Origin of the sequence: Luteococcus sp. (assembly GCF_043424415.1) — a bacterium.
GTDB lineage: Bacteria > Actinomycetota > Actinomycetes > Propionibacteriales > Propionibacteriaceae > Luteococcus.
This window is the reverse complement of sequence record NZ_JBHWOO010000009.1, coordinates 1-22574: the sequence shown is the minus strand read 5'-3', so window position 1 is coordinate 22574 and position 22574 is coordinate 1. Positions and strand designations below refer to the sequence as shown.

Genomic DNA, 22574 nt, shown 5'->3' with positions numbered 1-22574 from the left:
ACCTCGCGGGACCGCTCAGGCGGCCCGCGCCATCGCGCCGTCCGGCAGGATCACGTCGAAGAGCTCCACCTGCCAGCGCCGCCCGGTGCTTGCCAGGCGCAGCATGGCACCGAAGTGCCCAGCAGGGCCCTGGAGCACCAGCGCCGCCTCGACCACTCCGTCTCCCACCGCACAGGCCCGGACCCTGTGCAGTCGAGTCTGCTGCCACAGTGTCTGGCGACGCCAGGCCAGCAGCATCCGCAGGCTGGGCTCGTCCACCAGGTACTGCACCTGCTCGACAGCACGGCGTCGCGCCAGCACCTCCAGCAGCGTCGTGGCCACCGCCCCGGCCAGTTGCTGGACGCGCGCGTCTGTGTCGTCGCACGGCCCGGTCTGCTGTGCGGCATCCTCCTGTGGGCTGGGCGGGAGCGAAGGCTGGTCCTGCGGTGGTGCACAGTCCGCCGTGCACCGGCCGGGACTGCCGACGCGCACCTGCAGTCCGTCGAGGGTCATCGTGGTGATGGGCATGACCACAGCCTGCGCCCCGCCCGGGCGCGGGGGAAGTACCTCCACGAGATCTGTGGACAACTCGCTAGATTGGTGCCATGAACGTACTGGTCATGGTCCCCGTCGACGTCGATCAGGCCCGCGGCCTGTGGCAGAGCGTCGAGCCGGAGGACGTGCAAGGCTTCACGGCCAATGCCCGGCTGCGGGAGGCCTTCGGCATCGACGATGCACGGCACCACAAGACCCAGGGCGAGGATGCCGAGTTCGCCTGCCTGGTGATCGCCTCGGTCTGGGGCCTGGCCCGCCACGGCCGCCGGCTGGTGCTGGCCGCAGAGCTGCCCGAGGCACTGCTCGCCGAGGGCGAGGAGGCCGAGAACGGGGGAGTGCGCGTGACCCGGCTGCCCCGCAGGGCGGTCACCAGCTTCTTCACCGACCAGGGCGGCGACGACCTGGTGGAGCAGGCGCGCCAGGCCTGCCGCGGACTGGGCCTGGACCAGGCCTGGGAGACCGAGCAGGTGCAGGCCCTGGTGCAGGGCAGCGGCCTGCTGTGGCACTCGGTCGAGGAACTCGCCACACTGGACCGGGCCTGACTGGTCCGACGGACCAACCCAGGCCGACCCCACCCAGGCCGACCCCACACAGGAGGACATGACCATGGTTTCCAGGATCCACTTCGATGACGAGGACCAAGCCATCGCGGCCGCCGAGGCGCTGGACGCCGCCGGTCACGAGGTCGCGCTGATCAAGGAGCGGTTCGCCGGCGAGGACGACGACGAAGAGCTCGACTACGTCGTGTGCACCCCGGCGGGCAAGGACGAGGTGCAGCAGGTGGTGGGCACCGAGGCCTTCGTCGAGACCGACTGAGACCCCGGCACCCGCCGGGCAGGACTCAGCCGCGGGTGGCGATCCAGTCGTCCCCGGCCTCCTGCTGGGCGTCGATGGCCTGCTTCACATAGGGCGAGGCCTGCTGCTCGATCTTCTTGCCCATCACCGGGATGCGCACCTGGAAGTCGCCCGAGTAGTCGACCACGGTGCCACGGCCACCGGGGCGCATCTGGGCGCGACCGTCCATGGTCACCGGCAGGCCCGGCACCGTGATCGACAGGGTGCCCTCGCGGGAACCGTCGGCAGCAGCCGGTCCCCACTCGACGACCTGCTGCAGGTTCAGCACGCTCCCGACGAACTTTGACACCTCGCTCGGGGCCGGCAGTGCCATGTCGATGCGGGTGGTGGGGCCGGCGACGTCGATGGTGTGGCTGGTGGCGCCGGTGCGGCTGACCAGCTCGGTGAGCCAGCCCTTGTCGGTCATCATCTCGTAGACGGTCTTCGGGTCGGCCTCGAAGTCGAGGCGGGAGGAGATCTGCATGCCCTCCATCATGCCGTGCCAGCCCCGGCCGCGCCGCCCGCTCGTGCGTGGCGCCCGGGTGCGGCTCGCCGGGTGGCACGGATCGCGCGCCGACCGTGGCACAGTCCCTCCAGCTCGGGCATGATTGGACCATGCGGATCGATCTCCACACCCATTCAGTTGTCTCCGACGGCACCGACACGCCGACCCGTCTGGTCCTCAAGGCGCAGGAGGTGGGTCTGGACGTCATCGCACTGACCGACCATGACACCTTCGACGGCATCCCCGAGGCCATCGAGGCCGGCAAGCGCATCGGCGTGAAGGTCATCTCCGGCATCGAGATGTCCACCCAGCTCGACGGCCGCTCGGTGCACCTGCTCGGCTACGGGTGCGACCCCTTCCACCGCCCGCTGGTGGCCGAGCTCGCCAAGATCCGCGTGGCCCGCACCGGTCGCCTCAAGGCCTTCGCCGAGCGGATGACTGAACTGGGTATGCCTCTGGGCGTGGACGACATCATCACCGCCGCCGGCGCCTCCCCGTCGATCGGCCGCCCGCACGTCGCCGATGCGATGGTGGCCAAGGGCTATGTGGAGCACCGCGACGAGGCCTTCGACAAGTGGCTGCGCGAGGACATGCCCGGCTACGTCCCGCGCTATGCCTGCGAGCTCGGTGCCGCCATCGACCTGATCCACGACGCCCACGGCATCGCCGTGCTCGCACACCCCTGGGGACGCGGCAACGAGAAGGTCCTCACCTCCGCCGTCATCGAGCGCCTGGTGCGCGAACACAGCCTCGACGGCATCGAGGTGGACCATCCCGACCACGACGAGCGGGCCCGTGAGCTGCTCTTCGCCCTGGGAGGCCGCCTGGGACTGATCCGCACCGGATCATCGGACTACCACGGCCTGGGCAAGCGCAACAACGAGCTGGGCTGCGAGAACACCCGTGACACGGCGCTGCGCGAGATGCAGCGACGGATCCGGCTGCGCGGAGGGCACGCCTGAGCCTGCGATAGGCTGGGCACATGTTGACCAACCCGAGCAACTGGTGGCGGCTGCCCAGCGGCCGTCACACGCGTTGATCAACCAACAGATCACAGCAAGGGGCCGCCTGCGGGCGGCCCCTTGGCATGTCCGGGGTCGGCCGCACGGCCACGATCGAGAGGAAGCCATGAGCAAGGACGCCACCAACCCAACCGAGACCCACCCCCTGGACGTCGCACCCGAGGACCAGGTCTCGGACGAGATCAGCGACGCCTCGCTGCTGCGCTCCCAGGAGCGCAGCGACCAGATCGAGGCCGAGATCCGCACCAATCCCGGACGCTTCCGCATCCTCACCGGCGACCGCCCCACCGGCAAGCTGCACATCGGCCACTACTTCGGCTCGATCAGCAACCGCGTGCGCCTGCAGGACCTGGGCGTCCAGACCATGCTGGTGGTCGCCGACTACCAGGTGATCTACGACCGCGACGGGGTCGGCAGCCTGCAGTCCAATGTCCTCGACGGCATGGCCGACTACCTGGCCTGCGGCATCGACCCGCAGCGCTCCACGATCTTCACCCACTCGGCCGTCACCGCCCTGAACCAGCTGCTGCTGCCCTTCCTCAGCCTGGTCACCGTCCCCGAACTGCACCGCAACCCGACGGTGAAGGACGAGATGGCCAACAACCCGAACCGTCCGATGAGTGGGCTGATGCTCACCTTCCCGGTGCACCAGGCTGCCGACATCCTGTTCTGCAAGGCCAACCTGGTGCCGGTGGGCAAGGACCAGCTGCCGCACATCGAGATCACCCGCGTCATCGCCCGCCGCTTCGACGAGCGTTATGGCCGCGTGGACCCGAAGGCCCCGGTCTTCCCGCAGGCCGAAGCCCTGATGAGCCCGGCCCCGATGATCCTGGGCCTGGACGGCACCAAGATGAGCAAGTCCAAGGGCAACACCATCGAGATCGGCATGAGCGCCGACGAGACCGCCAAGCTCATCAAACGGGCCAAGACCGACTCCGAGCGCCACATCACCTATGACCCGGCCAACCGCCCCGAGGTGAGCAACCTGGTGCTGCTGGCCTCCCTGGCCACCGGCGGCGATCCGGTGCAGATCGCCGACGAGCTGGGCGAGGCCGGTGGCGGCGGCCTGAAGAAGCTGGTCACCGAGGCGATCAACGAGCACTTCGCCCCCATCCGGGCACGTCGCGCCGAACTGGCGGCCAACCCCGACCACCTGCGTGAGGTCCTGCGCAAGGGCAATGAGCGTGCCAACGAGATGGCCGAGCAGACCCTGGACGAGGTGCGTCGGGCCATGGAGATGAAGTACTGAGTTCTCACTGCCCGGTCTCCCGGGCCAGGCAGTCGGCCAGAACGGCCAGCGCCCGGCCAAGCTCGTCGGGGCAGCAGTCGCCATAGGAGAGCACCAGCCCGTGGGCAGCCGGGTCCTGGTCCCATCCGTCGGACAGCAGACCGATCCCGAGGCCGCGGGCTCGGCAGCGGGCCTGCACCTGCACGGCCCTGGCCTGGTCACAGCCGAGCACCAGGATGTGCCCCGAGTCGTGCATCCCTGTCAGCGCGGGCAGGGACGAGACGGCCTCCTGCGCCACCTCCTGGCAGGCCTGCAGGCGTCGCCGGCCACGTGCCAGCCGTCGGCGCAGGGAGCCGTCGCCCAGGTGCTGGGCCAACGCCCGCTGCAGCAGCGGCGCCACCGGGGCGCCCATCGTGCTGCGCACTGCCAGCACGTCCGGCGCCAGGCTCGAGGGCAGCAGTACATAGCCGGTGCCCACGTCGCGCCCCATCACCCCGGCGAAGGTGCCCAGGTGCACCACCTGCTCGTCGGCAAGCTGCCAGATCGACGGCAGCGGCGCTCCGAGATGGCGGAACTGGGAGTCGTAGTCGTCCTCCAGCAGCAGGAAGCCCTGTTGGGTGGCCCGCTCGATCAGCCGCGTCCTGTCCACCGCGCCCAGACTGGTGCCGCCGGGGAACTGATGGTTGGGGGTCACCAGTGCCAGGTCGGGGGAGCCGGTCTCGGTGAGCTGGACCCCAAGCCCCGGCAGGGCCCGGCGCAGGCCGGGGAAGCCGGGACGCTCCACGACGCACTGCACGGGCCGTCCCAGCCGATGGCGCAGCGCCTGCGTGACCAACGCGAGGGCGTCGCGGGCACCTGCGGTGACGACCATCCGGTCGATGTCGGGCTGCATGCCGCGGGTCTGGCGCAGGTGCTCGGCGATGGCCAGGAGCAGCTTCGGCTGGCCCTGGGGATCGACCTCCCAGGCGGGGCGCGAGGGTGGGCTGGCAGCCTCGCGCAGGGCTCGTCGCCAGCCGGGGTCGGCGAGGGGACGGGCCGTCTCAACGTCGGGGGTGAGGTCGAGCATCGGACGGGCGGGTAGGGCGCGCCGGTGCCGGGCCAGCGGGGGCGGCAGGCGGGTGGGCGTGGAATCAGGATGGACCATGATGCCTGAGCCGGGTCGGGCCACCAGGTGCCCCTCGGCGACGAGCTGGTCACAGGCGGCCAGGACCGTGCCCCGCGAGACATGCAGCGCCGTCGCCAGGGACCGGCTGGATGGCAGTCGTTCCCCGGCGACGATCCGACCCTCGGCGATGGCGTGCCGCACCCGTCGTACCAGCTGTTCCACCAGGGGAGTGGCTGTGTTGCGGTCCAGCGGCGGGACGGTGAGGACCTCCAGCGGTTCATCCATGGCACCAGTCAATTGGTCCAGTCAGATCGGCGCCAAATGGCACTGGCGCTGGTCCGGTCGGCTCGAGACGATGGCTGGGACCAACCAGCCAGGAGGAGAACCCGTGACCCTCACCCAGCCGAAGGACGACCGACAGCAGCGCGACACCCAGCGCCAGGACCTCACCCAGAGGCTCGCCGGCGGCGTCATCATGGACGTCGTCACCCCCGAGCAGGCCCGCATCGCCGAACAGGCCGGTGCGGTCGCCGTGATGGCGCTCGAGCGAGTCCCCGCCGACATCCGGGCACAGGGAGGGGTGGCGCGGATGAGCGATCCCGACCTTGTCGACGGCATCATCGAGGAGGTCTCGATCCCGGTGATGGCCAAGGCCCGGATCGGGCACTTCGTCGAGGCCCAGGTGCTGCAGGAGCTGGGCGTCGACTTCATCGACGAGTCGGATGTGCTCTCTCCGGCCGACTACACCAACCACATCGACAAGCGCGCCTTCCGGGACCCTTCGTCTGTGGTGCGACGAACCTGGGCGAGGCGCTGCGGCGCATCACCGAGGGCGCCGCGATGCTCCGCTCCAAGGGGGAGGCCGGAACCGGCGACGTCAGCGAGGCGATGCGCCACCTGCGCACCATCAAGGCCGAGATCGGCCAGCTCGCCGCCCGGAGCGAGGACGAGCTCTACGTGGCCGCCAAGGAGCTCCAGGCGCCCTACCCGCTGGTCAAGCAGGTCGCCGAGCAGGGCAGGCTGCCCGTGGTGACCTTCGTCGCTGGTGGCATCGCCACCCCAGCCGATGCCGCGATGATGATGCAGCTGGGGGCCGACGGCGTCTTCGTGGGTTCGGGCATCTTCAAGTCCGGCAATCCCGAGCGCCGCGCCAAGGCCATCGTGCAAGCCACCGCCCACTTCCAGGACCCGGGCGTCATTGCACGGGTCTCGCGCGGCCTGGGGGGAGCGATGGTGGGGCTCAACGTCGCCGACCTGCCCGCCCCACACCGGCTGGCCGAACGAGGCTGGTGACAACGGGGCTGGTGACAACGGGGCTGGTGAGAACGGGGCTGGTGGGGCGGACCGCGGGCCAGGAATGGACGACGCCCGGCCCCCCGTGCGTGCGGGGGATCGAGCGTCGCCTGGGCCTGCGGAGGATCAGCCCTCCGAGCTGGCGGCCTCGCCGGAGCCACGGCCACCACGGCTGCGGCGACGGCGGCGGGGCTTGCGCTCGCCGCCGTTGGCCTGACCGTCCGGCGTCGAGGACGCGGCGGCATCCGCGATGGTGGCAGCGGGGGTGCTGGCAGCGCCCTCGCCCAGCGGCTCGCCGTTCTTCAGGCGGCGACGGCTGCGTGCCGGTCGCTCCTTGCGCTCCTCGCGGGGACGCTCACGGCCGCCGTCGCGACCCCCGCGGCCACCGTCATGACCACCGCGCCCGCCACGGTCGTCCTCGCGATGGGGCCGGTCCTTGGGCTGTGCGCCGGGCAGCTTGCCCTTGGTGCCCTCGGGGATGTCGAGGTCGGTGTACAGGTGGGGGCTGGTGGAGTAGGTCTCGACCGGGTCGTCGAAGTCCAGCTCGAGGGCCTTGTTGATGGTCTTCCAGCGCACGATGTCGGCCCAGTCCACCAAGGTGATGGCGACGCCCTTGTGCCCGGCGCGGCCGGTGCGGCCGATGCGGTGCACGTAGGTCTTGGCGTCCTCGGGGCACTCGTTGTTGATCACGTGGCTGACGCCGGTGACGTCGATGCCGCGGGCCGCAACATCGGTGGCCACCAGGACCTTCACCTCGCCAGCACGGAAGCGCTTGAGGGCCTTCTCGCGCATGGCCTGGTTCAGGTCGCCGTGGATGCTGGCCGCCGCGAAGCCGCGGTCCTCCAGGTCGTCGGCCAGGCGCTGGGCGGCGCGCTTGGTGCGGCAGAAAACCATCACCTTGTCCACATCGACCGACTGCAGGACGCGCGCGATGATCTCGGGCTTGTCCAGGTTGTGCGACTGGTAGACGAACTGGGTGGTGTCCGGGACCGTCGCCTTGGCGTCGTGGCCCTCGGCGCGCACATTGATCGGGCGGTGCATGTGCGCCCGGGCCAGTCCGACGATGGCGGCGGGCATTGTGGCCGAGAACATCAGCATCTGGCGCTCCGGCGGGGCCATGGCGATCAGCCGCTCCACGTCGGGCAGGAAGCCCAGGTCGAGCATCTCGTCGGCCTCGTCGAGCACCAGCATGCGCAGCCAGCCCAGGTCGAGGCTGCCTCGGTCGGCCAGGTCCTTGATGCGGCCGGGGGTGCCGACGACCACGTCGACGCCCTTCTCGAGGGCCTGCAGCTGCTCGTCATAGCCCACACCGCCGTAGACGGTCAGCACGCGCACCTTGCGGATGGTGGAGGCCACCTGGAGGTCCTTGGAGACCTGCAGGGCCAGCTCGCGGGTGGGGCAGAGCACGAGCGCCTGCGGCTTGCCCGGGGGCATCGCCAGCTCGTCATAGCCCTCGTCGCCCTCCAGCAGGCTGCGCTGCAGGATCGAGATGCCGAAGGCCAGCGTCTTGCCGGTGCCGGTGCGGGCCTGCCCCATCAGGTCGGTGCCGGCCACCGCGATCGGGATGGCCAGCGTCTGGATGGGGAAGGGATGGGTGATGCCCTGGGCCTCCAGCGCCTGTTGGACCTCGGGCATCACGCCCAGGTCGTCCCACGTGGTCTGCACGTCGGGGGTGGGGGTGGAGGAGACGACGTCGTCGCCACCCAGGGCATCGACGCGCTCTGCGTCAGTGTTGAAGTTGTTCACCGTTCATGACTTTCTGGGAGCCGATCGTCAGACCGGCGGTCGTCGGCAGCTGGCCTGTTCCGGCGGCGCGGACGCCCACCGGGACCGTTGTCCCGGGGTTCGTCGCACCAGGCTCGGGGCTCGAACTGCCACCACGCCAGATGCGCAGTTGCCCCAAGACTACCCGTCATGGCCTTGACACGTGGCATGTGTTCCCCGCCGGGCAGGTCTGGACGGCTAGCCTTGGGCGCGTGAGCACCCATCGAGAGACCCCCGCTGCCGCAGAGACCGAGTTCCTGGGACTGGTGGCCTATGGCTCCCTGGCCGCCTTCGAGCGCACCGCCGCCGCCTCGGCAACGGCCGCCCAGCTGGGCGACAAGCTGGTTCTGGCCCGCATCGCGGGCCAGCGCTTCAGCCACCTCGACCGCCTGGAGCGTGAGCTGGTGGCCCGGGGCAGCAGCCTGGAGCAGGCGATGGCGCCCTTCGTCGGGCCGGTCAATGCCTTCAACCAGCACAGCGAACCCCGCTCGGCGGCCGAGGCCATGGTGAAGCTGTGCGTCATTGGCGGCCTGGTCAGTGACTTCGCCGCCATCGTCGGTGACCAGCTCGGCCCCGAGCTGCGCACCATCCTGGTGGGTTCCATCGACGACGCCGACCTGGCTGCCGAGCCGGGCAGGATGCTCGCCGCCGCCATCGCCGAGGACCCCGACCAGGTGGGGCGGCTGGCCCTCTACGGCAGGCGCCTGCTGGGCGAGGCCCTGAGCCAGGCGCAGAGCGTCGCCTCCCGCCACCCGCAGCTGACCGGCCTGTTGACCGGGCTGACGGGGGCTGAAGGCGACGACCTTGCTGCGATCAGCGAGTTGATGACCCGACTGGCCAGTGCCCATGCGCTGCGGATGGAGCAGCTCGGCCTGGTCCAGTGAGGCCAGTCCTGTTCGGTGAGGTGGGGGGCGGTCGCTCAGAGGCGGCCGAAACCCACCGGTCGGCTGTGTTCCTGACCGAGGTCGAGGTAGCCGATCTGTGCGGCCGGCACGATCACGCGTCGGCCCTTCTCGTCGACGAGGGACAGCACGCCATTGTCGGCCAAGGCGGAACGCAACTGCTGTTCCACGTCCTCGGCCGTCGTCTCGGCGTCAATGCTGACCTCGCGCTGGATGTTCTTCACACCAATCTTGATCTCCACGGGCCCCAACCTACCCGTCGGTGGCAAGCACCTGCTCCACACGGGCCAGGGCGACGGTGATGTTGTCGCGTCCGCCCTGCTCGTTGGCCCAGCGCACCAGCAGCTCCACGGCCTGGGCCGCGTCGCCGTCGGCGCGTGCCGCGACCTCCTGCACCAGGGGACGCATCAGCTCCGGCTCGGAGGCGTAGTTCCACAGCCCGTCGCTGCACACCACGAGCCAACCGGATCCCGATGGGCGGTGCTGCACCATGCGGGGCGTCACGTCGGAGGAGTCTGGCCCGATCCAGCGCGTGATGGCGTGGGCCTGGAAGCCGTGTTCTGCCTCCTCGCGGCTCATGCCCAGCTCCATGCGGGCCTGCGCGACGGAGTCGTCGACGCTGAGCAGGCGGACCTCCTGGTCGTCACCGATCCAGTAGGCCCGGCAGTCCCCGACATTGCCGACGCTCACCAGTCCGTCTGCCACCACGGCGGCCACGAGGGTGCACGATCCCGGCAGGAGCTCATTGCCGCTACTGGACATGACGGCGTCATTGGCCGCCAGGAAGGAATCGGTGAGGGTCGCCTGGATCTGTTCGGGTGAGGCAGGCAACGACCGCAGCATCGCCACCAGGGTGGTCGAGACGACCTCGGCGGCGATCGAGCTGGAACGCTCCGAGCCGAGCGAGGTGGACACCCCGTCGCTGACGACCATGACGGCCACCTGGTCTGCGACCCGCCCCCGCCCGGCCAGGGCGAGGGCGTCCTGATTTGTTTCGTGGCGCTGGCCCACGTCACTGCAGCCGGCCAGCCACGGCAACGGGGCCAGGGTGTAGTGGTCGCGTGCTTCGCTGCTGGCGGGCAGGATGTCGACCCCTCGGCCGTCACTCCCGGTCGCGGACATGCCGCCGTGGCCTGAGGTGTGGTCGCTCATGGCTGAATCTCACCATGAGCCACCGGCGCGCGCCAGTCGTGCGGCTCCCCCCCCCCCCCGGCACGGGCAGCTCCGGAACAGGTGACGGGGCCCTTCAGGCGGCGTCGCCTGAAGGACCCCGTTCCCGGTGATGGATCACCAGGTGGTCCCGAGCGGCTCCCGCCTCCTCTGGAGACCGAAGCCGCTGGCCGCTAGAGCGGACGGACGTGGTCGGCCTGCTGGCCCTTCGGTCCCTGGACGATGTCGAACTCGACGGCCTGGCCCTCGTCGAGCGAGCGGAAGCCCGACGACTCGATGGCGCTGTAGTGCACGAAGACATCCTCCTGGCCCCCATCGACGGCGATGAAGCCAAAGCCCTTCTCGGCATTGAACCACTTGACGGTTCCAGTTGCCATGACTGTTCTCCCCACTCAACTTGCGTGGGACCGCACCTCGGTCCCTTGGGCAAGCCTGTCACAGCGAGGGTCATGACGAAAGCCGGGGTCGATGAATTGCCGTGGGTGGGGGCGGGGCAGGCCAGGCCCCGGGCCCGCGTCGCGTGACCAAACTGTCAGTGGGCTCTGGTTGCATGGTGACCATGCAGGATTCCCATGCCGGACACGGTCACGCCACGGGGCAGCCCCGACATTTCGTGCTGGGCCCGCCGCGGCCGCAACCGGCGGAGTCCTTCGTCCCCGATGCCCAGCAGGAACGGGTCCTGGCGCATCGAGGCCAGCCCGGCCAGGGGTCGGCCCTGTTGGTGGTGGGCGGGCCCGGCACCGGCAAGACCAGCCTGCTGGTGGCCGACGTGGTGGCGCGAGCCGCCGATGGCGACCTGACAGCGCACCTGGTGCTCACCTGGTCGCGTCCGGCGGCACAGGAACTGCGCTCCCGCTTGGTGCGGGCCGTGGGACGCACCCAGGTGGCCCCCAAGGTGATGACGGTGCACGGCTTCTGCCATGCCCTGGTGCGTCGCTTCGCAGCGGCGGGCCCGACGGGCCAGGGCGGGGACGGCCTGCGACTGCTCACCGCCCCGGAGCAGGAGTTCCGGGTCCGTGAGCTGCTGGCCGGGCACGACACCAGCCGCTGGCCGCAGGACCTCGTCGAGGCTGCCGGGACGCGGGCCTTCGCCACCGAGATGCGCGCGGTGCTGGCCCGGGCCCGGCAGCTGGCGATGGACCCTGCCGAGGTCAGCGAGGCCGGCCGTCGTGCAGGCCGGCCCGAGTGGCAGGCCGTCGGAGGATTCTTCGACGACTACCTAGACGTGCTGGATGCCGAGGGTGCCATGGACTATGCCGAACTGGTGCACCGGACACGCCTGCTGCTGCTCGAACCAGGGGTCCGAGAGGCGCTGGCCGGTGAGCTCGCCAGCGTGCACGTCGACGAGTTCGCCGAATGCGACCGTTCCCAGGTCTCCCTGCTGGCCGACCTGGCCGGCCTTGGCCTCGACGTGGTCGCCTTCGCCGACCCGAGCACCGCGGTCTTCGCCTTCCGCGGCGCCGAACTGAGATCCGTGGTGAATTTCCAGGCATTCTTCACCCGACCGGGTGTGGCCACGGAGCGGATCGAGCTGTCGAACGACCACCGCTGCTCGGTCGAGGTCTCACGAGCGGCTGCGCTGGTGGCCGCGAAGCTGCCCCGCAACGGGGCACCTGACCATCCCCGTCCCCTGCCATCGGCCGTCCGGGGAGCGGTGCACGTCACCACGCACGAGGACACCACGGCATTGGTCGAACACACCGCCGACATCCTGCGGCAGGCCCGCCGGCAGGGGCTGGACTGGTCCCAGATGGCCGTGATGACCCGCTCGGGTCGAGGTGACCTGCCGGTGCTGGCCCGCGGCCTGGATTCGGCCGGGATCCCGGTCGAGGTGGCGGGTGACGAGATCGCCCTGGCCTCCGAGCTGGCGGTGCGTCCTCTCCTGCAGGCCCTGGAGACCGCTGCGAGCCTGGTCAACGGCCAGAGACCCGAGGACGAGGTCCTGGTGGAGCTGTTGCGCTCCCCGCTGGGGGGCTTGGACGCCCTCGGCCTGCGACGACTCGGGCGGATGCTGCGCGCCCGGGAGCATGCGCGAGCCCACGCAGCGGCATCGGAGAGGGACTTGGGTGACGACCCCGCAGGCATCGAAACCGGTGGGGAGGGGCTGTCGACGACCTCGACGGCCCTGGTGGCCCGCCTGGTGCTCGATCCGGGATCAGCCTCTGCCCTGGTTTCCGAGGACCGTCTGCCCCCCGAGGTGCGGCAGACCGCCGCACTGGGACGGCTGCTGGACCAGGTCGCTGGCGTGGTGGCTCGTGGTGGCAGTGCGCAGGTGGCCCTGTGGCAGCTGTGGAGTGGGACCTCCTGGCCGGGGCAGCTCGAGGCCACCGCACTGGCCGGCGGCGAGGATGCGGCCCGCGCCCACCGCGACCTGGACGCCGTCGGTGCCCTGTTCGACCTGGCGGCCCGTGAGTCCCAGATGGTGGGGCAGAAGGGAGTCCAGGCCCTGGTGGCCGAGGTGGCCGGCCAGGCCATCCCCGCCGATACCCACCGGGAGTCCGAGCTGCGTGATCGCGGGGTCCGCCTGGTCACCGCCCACCGCGCCAAGGGCGAACAGTGGCCGCTGGTGGTGGTCGTCGGGGTGCAGGACGGCAGTTGGCCCAACCTGACCCGGCGCGGCAGCCTGCTCGAACCCGACCGGCTGTCGGTCGACGGTGTCTTGGCCCCCACCCCCACCAGCCAGGTGCTGGCCGAGGAACGCCGGCTCTTTCTGCTGGCCTGCAGCCGGGCCAGCGACCATTTGGTGGTCAGCGCGGTCGCCTCGGACCAACCAGACGGGGCGCAGCCCTCACGTTTCCTGCGCGACCTCGGCGTCCAGGTGCACCACATCGACGCCGCCGGACGCCGCTCGGGCACCCTGCCCGCCCTGGTCGCCCACCTGCGCCAGGTGGCCACTGACCCGTCGCGCTCCGGTGCCCTGCGTGAGGCGGCCGCCGAGCGGTTGGCCCGGCTCGCCGAGACCCGCGACCGCAGCGGACGTCCCCTGGTCCCGCAGGCGAACCCGAGCCGCTGGTGGGGGGTGCTCGACTACTCCCGGCCCGACGCCCCGCTGGTGGCCGACGGCCAGCCGATCGTGCTCAGCGGCTCCCAGGTGGAATCCCTGCTCGACTGCCCGCGCCAGTGGTTCCTGGCCCGTCAGGCCCGTGCCGAGGCGCAGCGGGGCAGCGCCGCGTCGGTCGGCTCGGTGGTGCACGTGCTGGCACAGCACTCGGAGGCTGAGCACACCGACCTCGAACAGATGCGGGAACAGCTCGAGGCCGTCTGGCCCGACCTGCCCTTCGACGCCCAGTGGCTGCAGCTGGCAGAACGAGAGGAGGCAGAGGCCGCACTGGAGCGCTTCGCCGCCTGGCAGCAGGCGATGGCCTCGCGCACGGTGCTCGGCGTCGAGGTGGACTTCCGGGTACCCGTCGAGGTGGGCGGCGAGACCGTCGAACTGCACGGCAGCGTCGACCGGCTGGAACTCGACGAGCAGGGACGGCTGTTCATCGTCGACTTCAAGACAGGACGCAGCGTGCCCAGCCAGAAGGAGGTGGACCGGATGGACCAGCTGGGCATCTACCAGCTGGCCGCCCAGGAGGGGGCCTTCGAGCACCTCGCCCCCGGCGAGCGACGGGTCGGCGGCGCCGAACTGGTCTACCTGCGCAAGCAGGACGGCAAGACCCCCTTCCCCAAGGTGGTCGGCCAGTCCTCACTCGACGAGCTGCCGCACGGCGAACGAGGAGCCCCGGCGCCCGAGCCCGGACCCGACGGCCCCACCTGGGTGCACGAGGACCTCGCCACCGCCGCGCGCACCATCCGCGAGGAACGCTTCTGGGCCACCCCCTGCCAGCGCTGCAGCTACTGCCCCTTCGCGGCCAGCTGCCCTGCGACCAGCCCCGTCGAGGAGGTCGGACGATGAGCATCCCCCCACGGGCCCCCGCCCGCGTGCTGCACAGCACCGACGAGCTGTGCGAGGCCGTCGGCATCCCCTTCTCCGAGGAACAGCTGCAGGCCATCACCGCGCCTCTGCGGCCGGCGGTCATCATCGCCGGCGCCGGATCGGGCAAGACCACCGTGATGGCGGCGCGCGTCGTCTGGCTGGTCGGCACCGGGCAGGTGCAGCCCCAGGAAGTGCTGGGGCTCACCTTCACGCGCAAGGCCGCCAATGAGCTGGCCCAGCGGGTGCGCCAGTCGCTGCTGCAGGCGGGCGTCGTCGACCCCGAGTCCCCCGAGGACGAGGGCGAGGAGGTCATCATGACCTACGACTCCTTCGCCGCACGCCTGGTCAACGAGCACGGCCTGCGCATCGGCGTCGAACGAGAGGCCACCATGCTCAACGGCGCCAGCCGGCACCGTATCGCCGCGAGGGTGGTCGCGCGGGCGGAAGGCCCCTTCGCCGAGCTCAGCCGGCTGCGCCCCGCCAGCGTCACCCAGAAGGTGCTGCAGCTCGACCAGGAGCTCAGCTCACACCTGGTAAGCCCCGACCAGGTGCGCGAGCACGCCCGCGAATACCTCGAGCACCTCGCCCAGGCACCCATCACCCGCACCGGGGCGCCCTATGCCGACGTGGTCAGGGCGGCCGCCACTGCGCGCGAACGACTCGAGGTGCTCGGCCTGGTGGAGGACTACCGCGCCCTCAAGCACGAACTTGGCCTGGTGGAGTTCGCCGACCAGATGGCGGTCGCGGCCCGGCTCGCCAGCCGGGTCCCGGCCGTCTCGCTGGCCCTGCGCCAGCAGTTCCGTGTCGTCCTGCTCGACGAGTACCAGGACACCTCCTCGGCCCAGGCGGTGCTGCTGCAGGACCTGTTCAGCGGGCCGCGGCCCGACTTGGGCCTCGGCCACGCCGTCACCGCCGTCGGCGACCCCTTCCAGGCCATCTACGGCTGGCGTGGGGCCGCAGCCAGCAACATCCTGCAGTTCCGCGAGCACTTCCCGGCCACCGACGGCCCAGCCGACGCCTATGCGCTGACCGTCAACCGCCGCAGTGGCCAGAGCATCCTCGACGCCGCCAACACCGTCGTCGCCCCGCTGGCCGAGGACCCGTTGATGCAGCAGTCCGGCCAGGCCGCCGTCCAGCTGCGCGCCCCGGAGGGTCGGGGGCCCGGGCAGGTGGCCGCTGCCGCCTTCGAGACCTGGCCCGAAGAGGTGGACTGGCTCGCGCAGCAGGTCGTCGACGAGGGACATGCCCGCACCGATGCCGCAGGTCAGCCCCAATGGTCCTCGATCGCGGTGCTGGTGCGCCGCAATGCCGACATCGGCCCGATCTTCACCGCCCTGGTCGACCGCGACGTCCCCGTCGAGATCGTCGGCCTGGGTGGCCTGCTGACCCTGCCCGAGGTGGCCGACGTGGTCGCCACCCTGACGGTGCTGCACGACCTGACCGCCAATCCCGAGGCGGTGCGCCTGCTCACCGGACCTCGCTGGCGGATCGGCCCCCGCGACCTCGCGGTGCTGGGACGCCGCGCCACCGAATTGGCGCGCGAGGCCGGCGCAGGGCACCGCGGGAGCGGGGGAGAGGACCTGCAGGCCGACCTCGCCGCGGCCGTCGCCGACCTGGACCCGACCGAACGTGTCTGCCTGCTCGACGCGGTCGCCGATCCGGGGCAGGCCCCGCTCAGCCCCCAGGCCCGGCAACGACTTGCCGCCTTCGACGCCGAGCTGGCCGAGCTGCGCCGCCACGCCGCCGAACCGGTCACCGAGCTGGTGCGCCGGGTCGTTCGGGTGCTGGGCCTCGACGTGGAACTGGAGGCCACCCGCGAGCTGGCGGCGGCGGGGCGGCGCTCGCAGCTCGCCACCTTCCTGGAGGCCGTTGCCGGCTACACCAGCGTCGATGCCGACGCGAGCCTGGGCGGGCTGCTGGCCTGGTTCGCGGCCGAACTGGAGCACGGCACCGGGCTGGACCAGGCCACCGCCAGCGAGCAGAACTCGGTGAAGCTGCTCACCGTGCACCGCTCCAAGGGTCTGGAGTGGGAGGTGGTGCACCTGCCCGGACTGGTGGAGGGGGTCTTCCCGTCGGTGACTGTCGGGGACAACTGGGTGAAGAACTCCGCCGTCATCCCGGCCGAACTTCGCGGTGACGCGGACGGGATCCCGCAGCTGGCCGATGCCAGCAATGCCGCCTTCAAGGACTTCGAGGTGGAGCTGAAGCAGGCCCAGGTGCGTTCCGAGGACCGGCTCGCCTATGTGGCCATGACCCGGGCCCGGGAACGTCTGGTGGCCAGCACCCACCAGTGGCGTCCTGGGACGAGTCGATCGCGCAAGGCCTCGCGCTACCTGGGGCCCGTGATGGACCAGGCCGAGGCACAGGGACAGGTGCTGGCCGAGGCACCTCCCCTTGCCGAGACGAACCCGATGGCCGAGCGGGAGACCAGCGCCGCCTGGCCGGTCGACACCGATCCCGAGGCGCGCGAGCGACGGCTCACCGCCGCGGAACTCGTCGAGGCGGCGCGCGGGCGGCTGCAGCGCGGCACGCCCCTGCCGGCGCCCGCGCTCAGCCTCGACGAGCAGGATGAGGTGGACGGCTGGGATGCCGAGATCGACCATCTGCTGGCCGAGGCGCGGCGGGCGGACGAACCGGTGGTGGAGGTCCCGATGCCGTCCTCGCTGTCGGCCTCCGCCCTGATGGCGGCCACCCGGGACCCGGAAGGCTTCGCCACCGCGCTGGTGCGGCCCATGCCCCGGCCGGTCTCGTCCGCGGCAACCCTGGGCACGCGCTTCCACGACTGGGTCGAGCGGCGCTTCGGGATGGCGACGCTGGTCGATCCCGAGGACTGGCCTGCGCTGGAGGTGGCCGAGTCCGACCTGGCCCTGCACCGGCTGATCCGTGCCTTCGAGCAGGGCCCCTATGCCCGCCGCCAGCCCATCGCGGTGGAGGTGCCCTTCGTGCTGACCCTGGGGGAGAGCCTGCTGCGCGGACGTATTGACGCCGTCTATGCCAGCACCGAGGAGGGCCACGACTTCCAGGTGGTGGACTGGAAGACGGCCAACCGGCCCAGCGACCCCACCCAGCTGGCCATCTACCGGCTGGCCTGGGCCCAGGCCCAAGGGGTGGCGCTCGAACGGGTCGACGCGGTCTTCTACCACGTTCTCAGTGGCGAGGTGGAGCGTCCTGCCGTGCTCGCCGACGAACAGGCACTGCGCCTGCTCGCCGAAGCCGAGCTGCGGCAGGACGAGGGACAGGAACCGGGCGGACTGTAGCCACGGCACTAGTCTCGATGCATGACCGAGGCATGGAATCCGCAGCCGCTGCTCGACCGGCTTGCCGCCCACCGCAGTCCGGAAGCCATGCAGGAGCTGTGGCGGCAGTCGGCACGGGTCCTCGAGGTCGACCCCCGGGGGTGTGTCGCGCTCGACGGCAGCGGCCGGCCAGGACGGGAGACCGACGACGAGGAGCTGGAGCTGCAGCGCCACGTGTTGCTCGGCCTGCTCGACGGGCAGCCCTGGTTCGCGCGACGGGTCGACGAACACCCCGCAGAGGTGTCCGTCGCCAGCCTCCGTGACGAGGGCCTCGGCGAGGGAGTTCGTGAGCTGCTGGCCAGCGCGGCCGGCGTCCTGGCCTGGCACGACCGGGCCCACCACTGCGAGTTGTGCGCTGCCCCGACCACCATGGCCTCGGGCGGATTCCACCGCACCTGTACCCAGTGCGGGCGTGATGTCTTCCCGCGCACCGACCCGGCCATGATCGTCGGGGTGCTCGATGAGCAGGACCGGCTGCTACTGGCGCATCAGTCGAGCTGGCCCGAGGGCAGGGTCTCGATCCTGGCCGGATTCCTGGAGGCGGGGGAGAGCGCGGAGCATGCCGTGGTGCGGGAGGTGCGCGAGGAGTCGGGCCTGGAGGTGCACCAGGTCCGCTACCTGTCCAGCCAGCCCTGGCCCTATCCCCGCTCGCTGATGCTGGGCTTCTCGGCCCGCGCCCGGGGCGAGGTCTGTGTCGACGGGCAGGAGATCGCCTGGGCGCGCTGGTACACGCCCGAGGACCTCACCGCGGCCGAGGCCGACGGCCTGACCCTGCCCGGGCTGGGATCGATCGCCGGACGCATCATCCAGCGCTGGCGTGAGGGCACCCTTCCCGCACCCGAGGGCGGCCTGGGACCGGTCTGATCCGGCCCGTCACCAGCCGCGGGCCAGTCCCGAGGCGCGACGGGCCGGGCTGTTCACGGCCTTCGCGACGGCCTCCGCCGATCCAACCAGCCGCACCCCCTGGCTGGCGCGGGTGACGGCGGTGTAGAGCAGTTCGCGGGTGAGCAGGGCCGACTCGGGCGGTGGAAGCACCACGGTGACGTGCCGGAACTGGCTGCCCTGTGCCTTGTGCACGGTCATCGCGTGCAGGCTGGTCACGGCATCGAGGAGGAAGGGTGACAGCAGGCGCGGCTGCCCGCCGGCGCCGATCGCCGCCCGCACCTGGGCGCCATGGGCGACGACGATCCCGGCGTCGCCATTGGACAGGTCCAGGTCGCGCAGGTTGCGCGTCACCAGCAGCGGCCGGCCCACGTACCACTCGCCACCATCGCCGTAGCCGTCGATCTCCTCGTGCAGGGCCGCCTCGACCAGCTGGCCCCAGCGGGCCACGCCCCAGCGTCCCTCCCGGTGGGCACACAGCAACCGGTGCTCGTCCAGCGCATCCAGCGCCGTCACCGCATCACCGGCCTGGGCTGCGGCATGCACGGCCCGCCCCGCCGCGACGGCCTGCGCGCGCAGTCCGGGGAGGTCGACAAGCTGCAGCGCGCTGGCATCGGCGGCCACCAGCTCCACCTGCCCGCCAGTGTGCAACAGCTCCAGTGCCGTCTCGGCCTGGCCGGTGCGGATCGCCTCGGCCAGGGCTGCGATCTCGGCCCCGAAGCGCCAGGTGTGGGTCAGCTCGGTGACCGGTCCGCGACCAGGGCTTCGGGCCGTCACCAGGTCGGAGAGCACCGCGCCAGCATCCACCGAGGTCAACTGGTGCGGGTCACCCACCAGCACCAGCCGGGTGTCGGGACGCACCGCCTCCAGCAGGCGCGCCATCAGGGGCAGCGCCACCATGCTCATCTCGTCGACCACCACCACCTGGTGGGGCAGCGGGTTGTGCCGGGTGCGGCCGAAGCCACGGCCGGCGCCGCGGGCGTCCAGCAGCTTGTGCAGGGTGGAGGCCTGGGCGATGACCGGCCGGTCGATGCCATCGGGCAGCCGGTCGAGGGCCTCGGTGACGGCCTCCTCCAACCGGGCCGCGGCCTTGCCCGACGGTGCGGCCAGGGCGATGCGCAAGGGGCTCGTGCTGGTGGACTGCAGGACCGCCAGCAGGCGGGCGACCGTGGTGGTCTTGCCGGTCCCCGGCCCACCGGCCAGGACACTGGTCCAGCTGTGCGCGGCCTCCCGCGCCGCGAGGCGCTGCAGGTCGGCCTCACCAGGGGCAAGGCCGGTGCCGGGGAAGAGGATGTCGAGTGTCCGCTCCAGCACCTGGTCGTCCACCTTGGGGGTTGGATGGGCGCCGCGCTGGTCGAGCTCGTGGCGCACCACGCTCTCCTGGGCCCAGTGTCGTTCGAGGTAGAGCAGGTCCTCCACCAACCGGACCGGCCGCTGGTTCGGCGGGGCGTCCGCGCCCTGTCCGACCATGGTGCTGGCGCGCAGCCGTTCCAGCCAGGCCCCCGGCTCGGGCCAGGGCAGGCTGGCGACGTCCACGTCGCTGTTGGCCGCGATGTCCAGGGCCGGGTCGAGCATCTCGGTGGCGACGCGCTCGGCAGTTCCGGTGACCTCCAGGCACACCGATCCCAGCCGCAGGGCACGCACCGCCAGCGCGACGGCGAGCAACACCTGCTCGTCGGCCTCGCGGCACAGGCGTCCGAGTGTCTGGGCGACGTGCACGTCGGCGCCCAGCACCACCCCGGCCTGGTTGAAGGTGGCCAGCAGGCCGGTTGCCGAGACCACCACCTGCGCCCCGGGTGCGGCGGGGCGTGGCTGTGCTGCAGGACTGGTCATCGCTGGCCTCCGATCAGGTCGCTGACCCGCACCACGAGCTCGGGGCGCGGCAGCCAGGTGAACACGCCACACGGGATGCCGTCGACCACCGGGGTCTCGGGCCCGGCCATGCCGCGCACGAAGAGGTAGCCGACGCCGCCCAGGTGGCGCTCGGGGCGGTAGCCGGGCAGGCGCCAGGCCAGGAAGCGGTGCAGGGCCACGCAGTAGAGCAGCGCCTGCAGGGGATAGTGGGCCTCCACCATCAGGTCGGCCATCGCCTCGGGGTGGTAGTGCAGGCAGGTCAGCTCGGCCCCCGGTGGCACCGGGATGCGGTTGGTCTTGTAGTCGAGCACCCAGAAGTGCTGGTCGGCGTCGGTGCCCCCAGTTGCAGCGCCATCGGGGCAGGTACGCAGCACCGCGTCGATGGAGCCGGTGAGGAAGCCGTGCAGCGTGGCGTCGCGGACGCCGCTGTGCTCCAGGTGGGCCCCGTAGCGGGCCGCGAAGGCGTCTCCACCGGTGAGCTCGGAGTCCTGCAGGGCCCGGGCCACGTCGAGCAGCCGGTTCGGCCGGACCGTGCCGCGGGGTCCCATCGGCAATTCGAAGTCGAGCTCGGCGAGCCGGTCGGCCGGGGCGACCTGGGCGAGGCTCAGTCCGTCGGCGACCAGACCGAGGGGGGTGTGCAGCACCTCGGCCAGGCCGGTGACGAGGCTGTGTTCGTCCACCCCGTCGATCGGCATCCGGGCCAGTTCGTGGCGCACCCTTTCGCGGAGCTCCCCGTCCAGGTCGGGGGCGAGGGTGTCGACCTGTTCCAGCACGGCGTGCACGAGCGTGCCGAACTGGGTGCCGCCCGGCAGCGCGGCCAGGCTGGAGGAGAGGACCCCTGGACCGGTGGCCTTCGGCCGACCGTCCAGTTGCGGGACCAGCCCTGCGGTCTCGGACTCCCGCTCGTCGAGGACCAGCCCGTCGGCCTCCGATGGCACGGCCGCCTCGGCCCAGGTGGGGCGCTGGTCGTGCAGGTCCTGTGTCAGCCCGGAATAGGACGTCCGGCGCCAGCTCGTGTCGATGGTGCGGTGCAGGCAGCGGGCCTCCAGGTCGGTGGGCTGGGGTGGGGGCGCCTGCCAGCGACGGTGTGGGCGCGTCTCGACGGTGACCAGCTCGATCTGGCTGGCTGGGATCTGGACCGCCGCGCGAGGCGACTCGGGCAGCACTGGTTCGCCAGCCACCTCCTGGCCGGGGCGGTGCTGGTCGAAGAGGAGCCGGTGCAGGGCAGAGGTGGTGGTCTCGGAGGTGGTGGCGGCCCACCACAGGACCAGCCTGCTGGATGCTCGCGTGGCTGCCACGTAGAGGCTGCGCAGCGATTCCGACTGCTCCTGGGCCAGTCGTAGCTCCTGCCGGCGTGCCCAGTCGGCGTCGACCCCGACGTCGAGCACGCGTCGCCCGTCCAGGTGCAGCACGGTGGCATCGCCCTGTCGGGGTGTCGGACGCCATTCGCTGGCTGCCTGGGGCAGCAGCACGACGGGGAACTCCAGGCCCTTCGCTGCGTGCACGGTCAGCACCTGGACGCAGGCGGTGTCGGTCTCCAGTCGGCGGGTGCGGTCGTCGTCGGTGCCGCGACGGGCCTCGCGGATGCGTTCGGCCAGCCATTGCACCAGGGCTGGCGGGGTGAGCTGGTGGCGCACCACCTGGTCGTTGAGCAGCTGTGACAGGTGGCGCACGTCGGTCATCACGCGTTCCCCGTCGGGGCGTGCCAGCAGGCGCTGGTAGAGCTCGGTGCGGTCGCACAGCACCTCGAAGACTCCGGCGACGCCCTGTTCGTACAGCACCCGGGCCAGCGTCTTGGTCTGGACTGCGAGTTCGGACAGCGTGCGGTTCGCGGCCGCGCTGCCGTCGTCGGCGACGGCAGCGGCCAGGTCTGCCTCGCTCCAGCCGACCAGGCATCCGAGGGCGGCACGCTTCATCGCCTGGGTGGAGGGTTGCACCAGGGCTCGCAGCAGGTGCAGCCATGCCGTGGCGGCCTCGGAGGCCATCACGCTGGAGGCACCGCCGAAGACGGCCGAGACCCCGCAGGACTCGAGGGCCTGGGTCACCTGCTCCCCACGGCGGTTGGTGCGCACCAGTACCGCCACGTCGCTCGGGCGAAGCGGCCGCCAGCCGTGGCCGTCGTCGAGTTCCCAGCCGTCCTCCAGCAGGCCCACCACCTCACGGGCCAGGTCCTGGTCGACAGCCCGTGCCGCGGCCCGGCCCGAGGCCGGCCGGGTGCCGTCGCCCACCAGGCGCACCTGCACCGCCGGTGCCTGCCGCGGACAAA

General features: G+C 71.5%; 17 protein-coding genes and 1 pseudogene. 9 read left to right on the top strand and 9 right to left on the bottom strand.

What is annotated here, in order from left to right; all coding sequences use genetic code 11:
- Positions 1-15: 15 nt before the first annotated feature.
- Positions 16-507 (bottom strand): Rv3235 family protein, encoded by a 492-nt coding sequence (locus ACHFFZ_RS00365; protein ID WP_394274681.1) that lies wholly within the window; start codon positions 505-507, stop codon positions 16-18.
- A gap of 77 nt (positions 508-584) precedes the next feature.
- Between ACHFFZ_RS00365 and ACHFFZ_RS00360 the strand changes: the two genes are divergently transcribed.
- Together ACHFFZ_RS00360 and ACHFFZ_RS00355 are read left to right on the top strand one after the other, a co-directional pair.
- Positions 585-1076 (top strand): DUF6912 family protein, encoded by a 492-nt coding sequence (locus tag ACHFFZ_RS00360; RefSeq protein ID WP_394274680.1) that lies wholly within the window; start codon positions 585-587, stop codon positions 1074-1076.
- A 58-nt stretch (positions 1077-1134) separates the two neighbouring features.
- The gene (locus ACHFFZ_RS00355; protein WP_394274679.1) at positions 1135-1350 is read left to right on the top strand and encodes a hypothetical protein; all 216 of its coding nucleotides are present in this window, start codon (positions 1135-1137) and stop codon (positions 1348-1350) included.
- A 25-nt stretch (positions 1351-1375) separates the two neighbouring features.
- On the opposite strand, the gene ACHFFZ_RS00350 is transcribed toward ACHFFZ_RS00355, so the two are convergent.
- Entirely contained in the window at positions 1376-1852 is a 477-nt protein-coding gene (locus tag ACHFFZ_RS00350) for a DUF2505 domain-containing protein (RefSeq protein ID WP_394274678.1), read from the bottom strand.
- A gap of 131 nt (positions 1853-1983) precedes the next feature.
- On the opposite strand from ACHFFZ_RS00350, the gene ACHFFZ_RS00345 reads away from it, so the two are divergent.
- Positions 1984-2835 (top strand): PHP domain-containing protein, encoded by an 852-nt coding sequence (locus ACHFFZ_RS00345; protein ID WP_394274677.1) that lies wholly within the window; start codon positions 1984-1986, stop codon positions 2833-2835.
- Positions 2836-3001: 166 nt separating this feature from the next.
- Complete coding sequence (gene trpS / locus ACHFFZ_RS00340; RefSeq protein WP_394274676.1) at positions 3002-4144, top strand: tryptophan--tRNA ligase; 1143 nt, start codon at positions 3002-3004, stop codon at positions 4142-4144.
- 4 nt (positions 4145-4148) lie between these two features.
- On the opposite strand, the gene ACHFFZ_RS00335 is transcribed toward trpS, so the two are convergent.
- A complete protein-coding gene (locus ACHFFZ_RS00335) occupies positions 4149-5513 on the bottom strand; it encodes a PLP-dependent aminotransferase family protein (protein ID WP_394274675.1) in 1365 nt (454 codons plus the stop codon).
- Between the two features lie 190 nt (positions 5514-5703).
- On the opposite strand from ACHFFZ_RS00335, the pseudogene pdxS reads away from it, so the two are divergent.
- Positions 5704-6521: pseudogene (gene pdxS / locus ACHFFZ_RS00330) on the top strand (pyridoxal 5'-phosphate synthase lyase subunit PdxS).
- Positions 6522-6647: 126 nt separating this feature from the next.
- Here the strand turns inward: pdxS and ACHFFZ_RS00325 are convergent.
- A complete protein-coding gene (locus ACHFFZ_RS00325; RefSeq protein WP_394274682.1) occupies positions 6648-8228 on the bottom strand; it encodes a DEAD/DEAH box helicase in 1581 nt (526 codons plus the stop codon).
- Between the two features lie 269 nt (positions 8229-8497).
- On the opposite strand from ACHFFZ_RS00325, the gene ACHFFZ_RS00320 reads away from it, so the two are divergent.
- Positions 8498-9169: a ferritin-like fold-containing protein gene (locus ACHFFZ_RS00320; RefSeq protein WP_394274674.1), complete on the top strand. Its 672-nt coding sequence runs from the start codon at positions 8498-8500 to the stop codon at positions 9167-9169.
- A 35-nt stretch (positions 9170-9204) separates the two neighbouring features.
- Here the strand turns inward: ACHFFZ_RS00320 and ACHFFZ_RS00315 are convergent, their stop codons facing one another.
- The 3 genes from ACHFFZ_RS00315 to ACHFFZ_RS00305 form a co-directional block, all read right to left on the bottom strand.
- On the bottom strand, positions 9205-9429 hold the full coding sequence (locus ACHFFZ_RS00315; RefSeq protein ID WP_394274673.1) for a DUF3107 domain-containing protein: 225 nt from the start codon (positions 9427-9429) through the stop codon (positions 9205-9207).
- A gap of 10 nt (positions 9430-9439) precedes the next feature.
- Positions 9440-10339 (bottom strand): PP2C family protein-serine/threonine phosphatase, encoded by a 900-nt coding sequence (locus ACHFFZ_RS00310; protein ID WP_394274672.1) that lies wholly within the window; start codon positions 10337-10339, stop codon positions 9440-9442.
- Between the two features lie 191 nt (positions 10340-10530).
- A complete protein-coding gene (locus ACHFFZ_RS00305) occupies positions 10531-10734 on the bottom strand; it encodes a cold-shock protein (protein WP_394274671.1) in 204 nt (67 codons plus the stop codon).
- Positions 10735-10916: 182 nt separating this feature from the next.
- Here ACHFFZ_RS00305 and ACHFFZ_RS00300 point away from each other — a divergent pair, with 182 nt between their 5' ends.
- The 3 genes from ACHFFZ_RS00300 to nudC are packed head-to-tail and all read left to right on the top strand — an operon-like array spanning position 10917 to position 18436.
- Entirely contained in the window at positions 10917-14255 is a 3339-nt protein-coding gene (locus ACHFFZ_RS00300) for an ATP-dependent helicase (protein ID WP_394274670.1), read from the top strand.
- Positions 14252-17533 carry a UvrD-helicase domain-containing protein gene (locus ACHFFZ_RS00295; protein WP_394274669.1) on the top strand — a complete coding sequence of 1094 codons (3282 nt, stop codon included), beginning with the start codon at positions 14252-14254 and terminating at the stop codon, positions 17531-17533. Before ACHFFZ_RS00300 ends, ACHFFZ_RS00295 begins: the two co-directional genes overlap by 4 nt.
- A 21-nt stretch (positions 17534-17554) precedes the next feature.
- On the top strand, positions 17555-18436 hold the full coding sequence (nudC, locus tag ACHFFZ_RS00290; protein ID WP_394274668.1) for an NAD(+) diphosphatase: 882 nt from the start codon (positions 17555-17557) through the stop codon (positions 18434-18436).
- Positions 18437-18445: 9 nt separating this feature from the next.
- On the opposite strand, the gene recD is transcribed toward nudC, so the two are convergent.
- A complete protein-coding gene (gene recD / locus ACHFFZ_RS00285; protein ID WP_394274667.1) occupies positions 18446-20287 on the bottom strand; it encodes an exodeoxyribonuclease V subunit alpha in 1842 nt (613 codons plus the stop codon).
- Positions 20284-22574, bottom strand: a 2291-nt coding sequence (locus tag ACHFFZ_RS00280) for a 3'-5' exonuclease (protein WP_394274666.1), incomplete at its 5' end; no start/stop codon positions are given. The genes ACHFFZ_RS00280 and recD, both read right to left, overlap by 4 nt.

Excerpts from the sequence above, each read along its gene's own strand:
- ACHFFZ_RS00365 (WP_394274681.1), bottom strand. The coding sequence starts at position 507 with ATGCCCATCACCACGATGACCCTCGACGGACTGCAGGTGCGCGTCGGC.
- ACHFFZ_RS00360 (WP_394274680.1), top strand. The coding sequence starts at position 585 with ATGAACGTACTGGTCATGGTCCCCGTCGACGTCGATCAGGCCCGCGGC.
- ACHFFZ_RS00355 (WP_394274679.1), top strand. The coding sequence starts at position 1,135 with ATGACCATGGTTTCCAGGATCCACTTCGATGACGAGGACCAAGCCATC.
- ACHFFZ_RS00350 (WP_394274678.1), bottom strand. The coding sequence starts at position 1,852 with ATGCAGATCTCCTCCCGCCTCGACTTCGAGGCCGACCCGAAGACCGTC.
- ACHFFZ_RS00345 (WP_394274677.1), top strand. The coding sequence starts at position 1,984 with ATGCGGATCGATCTCCACACCCATTCAGTTGTCTCCGACGGCACCGAC.
- trpS (WP_394274676.1), top strand. The coding sequence starts at position 3,002 with ATGAGCAAGGACGCCACCAACCCAACCGAGACCCACCCCCTGGACGTC.
- ACHFFZ_RS00335 (WP_394274675.1), bottom strand. The coding sequence starts at position 5,513 with ATGGATGAACCGCTGGAGGTCCTCACCGTCCCGCCGCTGGACCGCAAC.
- ACHFFZ_RS00310 (WP_394274672.1), bottom strand. The coding sequence starts at position 10,339 with ATGAGCGACCACACCTCAGGCCACGGCGGCATGTCCGCGACCGGGAGT.
- ACHFFZ_RS00305 (WP_394274671.1), bottom strand. The coding sequence starts at position 10,734 with ATGGCAACTGGAACCGTCAAGTGGTTCAATGCCGAGAAGGGCTTTGGC.
- ACHFFZ_RS00300 (WP_394274670.1), top strand. The coding sequence starts at position 10,917 with ATGCAGGATTCCCATGCCGGACACGGTCACGCCACGGGGCAGCCCCGA.
- ACHFFZ_RS00295 (WP_394274669.1), top strand. The coding sequence starts at position 14,252 with ATGAGCATCCCCCCACGGGCCCCCGCCCGCGTGCTGCACAGCACCGAC.
- nudC (WP_394274668.1), top strand. The coding sequence starts at position 17,555 with ATGACCGAGGCATGGAATCCGCAGCCGCTGCTCGACCGGCTTGCCGCC.
- recD (WP_394274667.1), bottom strand. The coding sequence starts at position 20,287 with ATGACCAGTCCTGCAGCACAGCCACGCCCCGCCGCACCCGGGGCGCAG.